The 8,005-nt window shown below is 52.1% G+C and carries 9 protein-coding genes; 7 read left to right on the top strand and 2 right to left on the bottom strand.

What is annotated here, in order from left to right; translation table 11 throughout:
* Nucleotides 1-346: 346 nt before the first annotated feature.
* Nucleotides 347-1,243, top strand: coding sequence for a hypothetical protein (locus ACQKE4_RS19595; protein WP_193091995.1), 897 nt, complete (start codon nucleotides 347-349; stop codon nucleotides 1,241-1,243).
* A gap of 116 nt (nucleotides 1,244-1,359) precedes the next feature.
* Here ACQKE4_RS19595 and ACQKE4_RS19590 read toward each other — a convergent pair whose 3' ends face one another.
* Entirely contained in the window at nucleotides 1,360-1,797 is a 438-nt protein-coding gene (locus ACQKE4_RS19590; protein WP_290675840.1) for a DUF411 domain-containing protein, read from the bottom strand.
* Nucleotides 1,794-1,943, bottom strand: coding sequence for a hypothetical protein (locus ACQKE4_RS19585; protein ID WP_290675838.1), 150 nt, complete (start codon nucleotides 1,941-1,943; stop codon nucleotides 1,794-1,796). The genes ACQKE4_RS19590 and ACQKE4_RS19585 overlap by 4 nt, the downstream gene beginning before the upstream one ends.
* A gap of 196 nt (nucleotides 1,944-2,139) precedes the next feature.
* On the opposite strand from ACQKE4_RS19585, the gene ACQKE4_RS19580 reads away from it, so the two are divergent.
* The 6 genes from ACQKE4_RS19580 (at nucleotide 2,140) to ACQKE4_RS19555 (ending at nucleotide 7,860) form a co-directional block, all read left to right on the top strand.
* A complete protein-coding gene (locus tag ACQKE4_RS19580; protein WP_427389914.1) occupies nucleotides 2,140-2,640 on the top strand; it encodes a cupredoxin domain-containing protein in 501 nt (166 codons plus the stop codon).
* A 14-nt stretch (nucleotides 2,641-2,654) separates the two neighbouring features.
* Complete coding sequence (locus tag ACQKE4_RS19575; protein WP_054641619.1) at nucleotides 2,655-3,320, top strand: response regulator transcription factor; 666 nt, start codon at nucleotides 2,655-2,657, stop codon at nucleotides 3,318-3,320.
* The gene (locus ACQKE4_RS19570) at nucleotides 3,307-4,641 is read left to right on the top strand and encodes an ATP-binding protein (RefSeq protein WP_427389913.1); all 1,335 of its coding nucleotides are present in this window, start codon (nucleotides 3,307-3,309) and stop codon (nucleotides 4,639-4,641) included. Before ACQKE4_RS19575 ends, ACQKE4_RS19570 begins: the two co-directional genes overlap by 14 nt.
* Before the next feature lie 68 nt (nucleotides 4,642-4,709).
* Nucleotides 4,710-6,533, top strand: coding sequence for a copper resistance system multicopper oxidase (locus ACQKE4_RS19565; RefSeq protein ID WP_427389912.1), 1,824 nt, complete (start codon nucleotides 4,710-4,712; stop codon nucleotides 6,531-6,533).
* Between the two features lie 9 nt (nucleotides 6,534-6,542).
* Nucleotides 6,543-7,313: a copper resistance protein B gene (locus ACQKE4_RS19560; protein WP_427389911.1), complete on the top strand. Its 771-nt coding sequence runs from the start codon at nucleotides 6,543-6,545 to the stop codon at nucleotides 7,311-7,313.
* Nucleotides 7,314-7,443: 130 nt separating this feature from the next.
* The gene (locus ACQKE4_RS19555; protein ID WP_427389910.1) at nucleotides 7,444-7,860 is read left to right on the top strand and encodes a hypothetical protein; all 417 of its coding nucleotides are present in this window, start codon (nucleotides 7,444-7,446) and stop codon (nucleotides 7,858-7,860) included.
* Nucleotides 7,861-8,005 lie beyond the last annotated feature (145 nt).

Raw genomic sequence — 8,005 nt, 5'->3', positions numbered from 1 at the left:
TATACGAATTGCTTTTTTTCTGACTCATGGCACACACCTTGATGGGCAGATAATATTATCTGCGTCTGTGTGTCCGGGAAACTATAACCACTTCAGTAGCGCCTGCGCTCCCTATTTCAAAGAACCAGAACCCTGCGAGGCATGTGGGAAAGCATCTCAACGTCTTACCCGAGTGACACGTATGGGGCATGATCATCGGTTATGTCCAAGCTGTGCGACGGCAGATTACGGTACCTGCTCTGCGTGTCGTCGGCATCGCTTATTGGTCATGACATCCAGCGGTGACGCATTGTGTAAAGCCTGTTATGAGCAAGGTGAGATCGCCTGTCCATCGTGTGGCCATCCTATGCCAGCCGGTCGAGGCGATGTCTGTGAGCCCTGCTACTGGACACGAACATGCCGCAAGCGGATTTCCATTGGCCAAGCCGGTCTCACCACCAAAGCGTTACGTGAGGCATTTGGGAAATTTGGTGAATGGCTGATTCGTACCACAGGGCCGCATAAGGCTGCCCTCAAGATCAATCATTTCTTCTCGTTCTTCCTTGAGATTGACCAGGCATGGTCACGGATACCGAGCTATTCGGAGCTGCTCCATCACTTTGGGGCAGAGGGGTTGCGGCGTGTTAGGCTTCCCATGCGATGGTTGCATGAAGAGCAAGGGGTAGAGCCGGATCACCAAGCAAAGAAGATCGACTCTGAGAAAAGACGTATTCAAGCGTGTCTCAGTTCTATGCCGTCCGCTTCGCTATCAGACCAAGTGCTGCAAGCCTATTGGCTGCAATTGGAAACCCGTATAGAGGCGGGCAAAACGTCCCACACCTCCGCACGACTTGCACTAAGAGCAGCAGCCGCATTGCTACTCGCTACTGACCGGGAGGGGCAGCGGCTACCTCAACAGGGTGATGTGGACAACTATTTGCAGGCGGTGCCCGGACAAGCAGCCTCGGTGACGGGGTTTACCAATTTTTTAAATCGCCAACATGCCACCACACTAGCCCCTAGAGTGGATGAGAAGCGAGTAAGAAAACGGCGGAAAGAAAAGTTGGCTCGCTCCATGATGAAAATGGCGAAGTGTGCTGATCAAGGAGAGGACTGGAGGGAGCAATGGATCGTCACAGCCATGGAATATTTTCATGACAAGAAATTGTCCAAAAAAGCACTACGTCGTCAGACCATAGAGCTTTCAGGAGACGGGGTACAGGTGACCATGAACGGTGTGAGCTACTGGCTGCCTGCTTTATAAAACCATCATCGACTCCCACTAGCCGTCTTAAGTGGCTTTTAGTGTCAAATACATGAGGAGCTTAGCCAGCACCTCATGCAGGACAAGGGAGCCTAGTAATGACATCAAAAAATCTACTACAGAGTCATAAACGAATCGTCTTTGTGGTCAGTGAACATATAGATTTCGTAAGGCTCACCCTGAGGCCCTGGCATGCCTGGTGTACCAATGGGCATCCCTGCTAGGCCGATCCCACCTATGTCAGGTTGTTCTTCAAATAATGCCTCGACCGCTTCCATCGGCACGTGCCCTTCAATCCAGTAGTCTCCTATTTCGATGGTGTGGCACGACCCCAAACCATAAGGGACGCCAGCCTTCTGTTTGATATCGCCGAGCTCAACGTTATCGACAATGGTTACATCGACTCCCAGCATTTCCAAGTGGCGAGCATATTCATCACAGCATCTGCACTGAGGATTTTTGTACAGTGTAGCTTCGTCCGGCAGTGCAGCCTGAGCCGATGTAGCCCCGAGAGCCAAAGCAATTGATAAAATAATAGCGTTAAGATGTTTCATGAACGGCCTGCCCTCGTTGTGTGGCTAAACAAGTATTTTGCGAGCGACGCGATACCTAAGCCTACGAGCAGAAGAAAAAACAGCGGCATCAGCCAGCCGTACCAGTCCATTGAACTCATAAAAGCTAAGCAATCGGCATTCATCATGGTAAGCCTCCGATCAAGTCAGTTAGAAATTACGTCCTAAGTTTACGACTCTAGGGCTACCTCAAGGTCAAGCCTTGTAACCTTGTGAACAATGAAAAGTTGCTATGGATCATATTCTGCCCGCTGGGTTCAGGCTCGTTTCAGGTTAACACCGTATAAATAAGCAGTGACAACAACCCTTTTGAGGTAAATGACCATGCGCAACACCATTTTAACAACTCCTTTGCTTGCTCTTTCACTAAGCCTAGTAACAAGCGCGGCATGGGCTGCACCCGGCCATGGCGGCGGTGACAGTGGCCTGACCGACGCTGACGTTGACCGCACGATCACTCTTGATGCTGGCGATATGTGGTTCGACCCTGAAACGTTAGAAATGGCGGCGGGTGAAATTGTTAAATTTGAAATCACCAACACCGGCAATTTAGAACATGAGTTTGTGATTGGTAGCAAAGAAGCCCAAGAAGAACATCGTCAAATGATGCTAAACATGGCCAACGGCGGAGGCCACGATATGTCCAATATGTCAAACGGCGATGGTCACGATATGGCCAATATGAGTATGGCAGGTGTCACCATTGCGCCTGGTGAAACCGGGACTTTATTATGGAGTGTCCCTGACAATGTTAACGAGCTAGAGTATGCCTGTAACATTCCTGGTCATTATGAATCCGGCATGTACGGCAATTTTTCTCTCTAATCTGACGTATATCCATGAAACTGTTGCTACTTGAAGATGATGACTTGCTAGCGGAAAGCTTGGCAGAGAGTCTCAAAGACAACGGTTACCTGGTTGATTTGGCCGCTTCCTTGAAAGCGGCCAAGTCGCTGATGGCAACCGAGCATTATGAGCTGGCTATTTTAGATGTCGGTTTGCCCGACGGCTCAGGGCTGGATCTGCTCGCCCAGTGGCGCAGGCAAAAACGCGACACGCCTATTTTGATCCTGACGGCCCGCGATACCTGGGAAGATAAAGTTGTCGGTCTTGAGACGGGGGCCGATGACTATCTTACCAAGCCCTTCCACGAAGCCGAACTGATGGCCCGGCTGAAGGCCTTGCTACGCAGGCAGTCTGGTCAGTTATCTCAAGTGATCACGCTTAACGGCATTTCGTTGGATGAAGCGGGTCAACGAGTGTGCTTAGAAGGTGAAACGTGGCGTTCGCTCACAGCGACCGAGTTTCGGTTACTGCGCTACTTAATGCTGCATCCTGATCGCATTCACTCGAAAGAGCAGCTACTAGAGCAGCTCTATGCATTGGATCAGGATGCCGCCGCGCCTAACTTGGTGGAAGTCTACATCGCTCGTCTGCGCCGTTATCTCGGTAAATCAGTCATTCAAACGCGACGTGGTCAGGGGTATTTCTTTGCTTCACATTGATAGACGCAGTTTACGCATTCGGCTACTCGCATGGTTAGGCGGCGTCGCGCTACTGGTGGTGGTCACCACGTGGCTATTGCACGGGATCTTTTTACAGAGCCTGGCAAGGGATTTTTTAGGTGAACGCTTACAACGTGAAGCAAACCACGCGGTCGCGCAGCTAGAGCAAGACCAAACGGCTGTACCGATTGCGCTCGACTCGGTTAGCCAAGGCTATCAAGTCTTTCATCATCTCTACGTACTCCGTTTCAATGGCTTAGTCAGCGCTTCTGACCCGCAATGGCAGCAACAGCTGGCTCCGTTGCTAGATGAGAGCGGCGATGCCCTAATAGATGTGAATCGCGGAACACAGCACATGCTCGTCTATCGCCGCCATTTTGAGTGGCAGGGCACGCAGGGTGTGCTATTGGTGGGCGAGGATTTTTCCCAAGTAGAATCAGGGCTTGCAACTTTACACTGGTGGGTCGGTGGGATCGCCGCCGTGCTTTTAGGGATGCTCATCATACTCAACATGCTAGCGGTTAACCGTGGACTCATACCACTCTGGCAACTGCGCCAACAACTTAAAGGATTGCGATCAGGCAAACGTGATCGCTTGTCATTAGTAGCCCCTTCGGAGCTAGATGAATTAGTCGACCAGTTGAACTGGTTCATGGACGACATTGATCTTCGTCTGAAGCGCTCGCGAGAATCGGTCGCCAACCTATCACACGCATTAAAAACCCCGCTGGCAGCAATTACCCAAGTACTGCGCGGCAATCGGCCCATTGATGAAAACCGACGGCATAAACTGCTCAGTCGTATTGAAGATATTAACGCTCAGTTAGCTGCAGAGCTGCGTCGTTCGCGTATTGCAGGGCCTAACGCGGGTCGAATGGCGAACGTCACGCGAGATAGTTCACGGCTCATCGAGATGTTCCGTAGTCTTTACCCTGAGCGCATTTTCAACCTTACCCACTCGGCACACGAGAAAGACCAAGTGCCTATTGAGGCTCACGACTTTTCTGAAATATTAGGCATCGTGCTCGATAACGCTGGCAAATGGTCGAATAGGTGCATTAATTGCGATATTGCCGTCTCCACTACCACACTCACGCTCACCCTTGATGATGACGGTTTCGGCGTTGCAGAAGAAGATCTTTCGCGCTTGGGAGAGCGTGGCACACGATTGGATGAACGCCGTCCCGGCTACGGCTTAGGCCTGTCGATTCTTGCGCAGTTAATTGCCCGCTACTCAGGGCACTCGCGTTTTGAGCGTAGTCCACTGGGTGGACTGCGCGTTACGGTTACGTTGCCTCTTGCAGTTGAAGTGATTAATTAATCACTTTTCAGCTTTGATTCAGCTTCTTCCATCAAGATGGTGCCATTCATCATTGATGGGAGTTACACATGGCACGCTCAAGCATCATTTCTCACCCGCTTTCTCGCCGGCAGGTCCTAAAAGGCGGCGCTGCCCTAGGAATAGGTTCCGCTGCGGCAATGGGATTAACCCCCGCCTGGGCAAACCCCTGGGGCCGCAGCAATGTCTACGCGCAGGGCGTTGAAGAAGGGCCCGAGGTATCGCTGGCGATCCGCCGTGAATCGTTGCCTATTGACGGACAAGAAGCCCAACCAATTACCATTAACGGTACCAGTCCTGGCCCGCTGATTCGCTTACAAGAAGGGCAGGACGCGGTGCTTCGCGTCACTAACCTGCTTGATGAACCTACTTCTATCCATTGGCATGGCCTCATCCTACCGCCGGAAATGGATGGTGTGCCTGGTGTCAGCTTTGCCGGTATCGCCCCTGGTGAAACTTTTACCTATCGTTTCCCTGTCAGGCAGAACGGCACCTACTGGTACCACAGCCACTCAGGTCTGCAGGAACAGCTAGGCCATGCGGGGCCGCTGATTATCGACGCCGCCGAGCGCGAGCCTATCCGTTACGACCGTGAGCATGTGTTACTGCTCACCGACTGGACCTTTGAAGAACCGATGTCGGTGTTCCGTAATCTGAAAACCATAGAAGGCTATTACAACTTCCAAGAGCGCACGATTGCTGATTTTTTCGCCGATGTACGCGAAAAGGGTTTCTCACAAACCGCCGAGATGCGCGGTATGTGGGCCCAAATGCGTATGAGCTCGCGGGATATCGCCGATGTCACCGGCAGCACTTATACCTACCTGCTCAACGGCCACTCCCCCCAGGAAAACTGGAACGCGCTGTTCAAGGCCGGTGAGCGGGTACGGCTACGCGTGATTAACGGTTCGGCCATGTCATACTTCGATGTCCGTATACCTGGCTTGAAGATGACCGTGGTGGCCGCCGATGGCCAACCGGTCCAGCCCGTCCCTGTTGATGAGTTCCGCATTGGCGTGGCGGAAACCTACGATGTGCTTGTTTCACCTGAAGACGACCGGGCATACACCATCTTCGCCGAAGCCATGGATCGCAGCGGCTATGCTCGCGCCACGCTAGCCCCGCGTGAAGGCATGCAGGCGGAGATTCCCAAGCGCCGCCAAATTGCCGACCGCGGCATGGAAGCCATGGGTGCCCACGGTATGGGCGGTATGGATCACTCCAACATGGCGGGGATGGATCACTCTGGCATGTCCAACATGTCGGGGATGGATCATTCCAGCATGGCTGGGATGGATCACTCCGGTATGTCCAACATGCAAGGCATGGATCACTCTACTATGGGGGGGATGGCAGCCGAGCAGGCCAAAATAGGCGCAAATGGTTTGCTTCTCGCCGGTGAAGCTCAGCCGGGCTCTCGCTATAACCAGGCGGGAATCGGCATTGATCCTGACGAACGACGCGTATTGGTTTACCGGGATCTCAAAGCGTTCACACCATGGCCTGATCGCCGTGAGCCAGGCCGTGAGCTTGAGCTGCACCTGACAGGCAACATGGAACGTTACATGTGGTCGTTCGACGGCAAGAAATTCAGCGAAGTAACCGGCCCCATTCATTTTGTGAAAGACGAGCGGCTGCGCCTCATCCTCGTCAACGACACCATGATGGAACACCCCATTCACCTCCACGGTATGTGGATGGAGCTAGAAAACGGCCAAGGGGAATTGATACCACGCAAACACACCATAGATGTGAAGCCCGGTGAGCGCGTATCTGCGTTGATCACCGCAGATGCAGAGGGCAGTTGGGCGTTCCACTGCCACCTTCTCTATCACATGGATGCTGGCATGTTCCGCGTTGTTCAAGTTTCTTAAGGAGGCAGTATGAAAATTAAGCGCTACTTAACCCTCGCCAGCGCCGCCCTTGGCATGGCCGCCGCCACGACCGCTCAAGCCGAAGATGGCTATGCGGCACCAGACAGTTGGCCAGCGCCCACTGAGGAACATAATATAGGTATGGCACTGTTTGATCGGCTCGAATATAGCGTGCCTGATAAAGGCCCAGAAGCCGTGGTATGGGACTTTCAAGGTTGGTACGGCGGCGATATCAACCGCATTTACCTAAAGTCAGAAGGCGAAAATGTCCAGGGCGACGGCGAAGATGCTGAGTTTGAGTCTTTGGAACTACTCTATAGTCGTTTAGTGGCTGATTTTTGGGAGTTACAGGGGGGGATCGGTTATCAAGGCGGTGTTTTCTCCGATGATCACGCCGAACGCACCTATGGGGTTGTCGGCCTGCAAGGCGTAATGCCCTACGGCATTGAAACCGACGTGGCATTACGAGTGAGTGAAGATGGCGACGTGGCCGCCAGTTTTGAAGGCGAATACGATCTGCGCCTGACTCAGCGGCTCTACCTACAGCCGCGCACCGAAATTGCCGTAGCTGCCAGCGAAGTTGAGGAGTTTGGTGTGGGTGAGGGCCTTAACTCAGTGCGTGTCGGCATGCGCCTGGGCTACGAAGTGACCAGACGCTTTGCGCCTTACGTGGGCGCTTACTGGGTAAAAGAGTATGGCGATACCGCTGACCTTTCTCGTGCTGGCGGGAATAATACCGAAGATACCGGCGTGGTGGCAGGTGTCAGGTTAATGTTTTAAATCGTTAAGCACTCTATAACTTGCGCCACCGAAAGGTGGCGTTTTTTTTGCTAATAAACCACTAAATTCAGCTTCAATTCATACTCTAAGGTTATTATTAAATTGTAAATAACCAGCGGAGTAAACCACCATGAAAATTAAAGCAATTGTTTTTAGTGCAGTAGTAGCAAGTATCCTCTCTACACCTGTATTAGCGAGCTTAGGCAATACAACACAGAATCTTCCCTTACTAGAAAGAGGCGTATCTTCTACACAGATGCTTGCCCAGGGGCAACCTAAGCGTTTCAATATTAACATTGAACAAGCGACTACACTGAAAGTAGTGAGTGAGCACTTTCCAGGATTTACCAGCACTGGCAACCGCATTTCAGCTGTTCTTTATAATGAGGCGGGACAGCAGGTAGCAGAAGCTTCCAGCCCACGTGGCCATTTTGAAATGGTCCGCCAACTGCAGCCAGGCAATTATCAACTTGAAGTGACAGGCAATGCACTGGGAGGTACTAAAGAAAATGACAATAACCGCTATGAGTTACATGTTGACTATTAATATATAGTCACTAATTTAAGATACAGGGCCAGCCTTTATGCTGGCCTTTTTGTTTGCCCGGCGAAGCCGGCAACCCCGGACACCTGAAAGAAGGTGTCGTCACCCCGACTGAGGGGAAGACAACCCGACTGGCAAGGGCGCCACT

The sequence above is a fragment of the Halomonas sp. NPDC076908 genome (assembly GCF_050269715.1).
Lineage (GTDB): Bacteria > Pseudomonadota > Gammaproteobacteria > Pseudomonadales > Halomonadaceae > Vreelandella.
The sequence above is the reverse complement of the archived record's forward strand: the minus strand, read 5'-3'. Positions and strand labels throughout refer to the sequence as shown.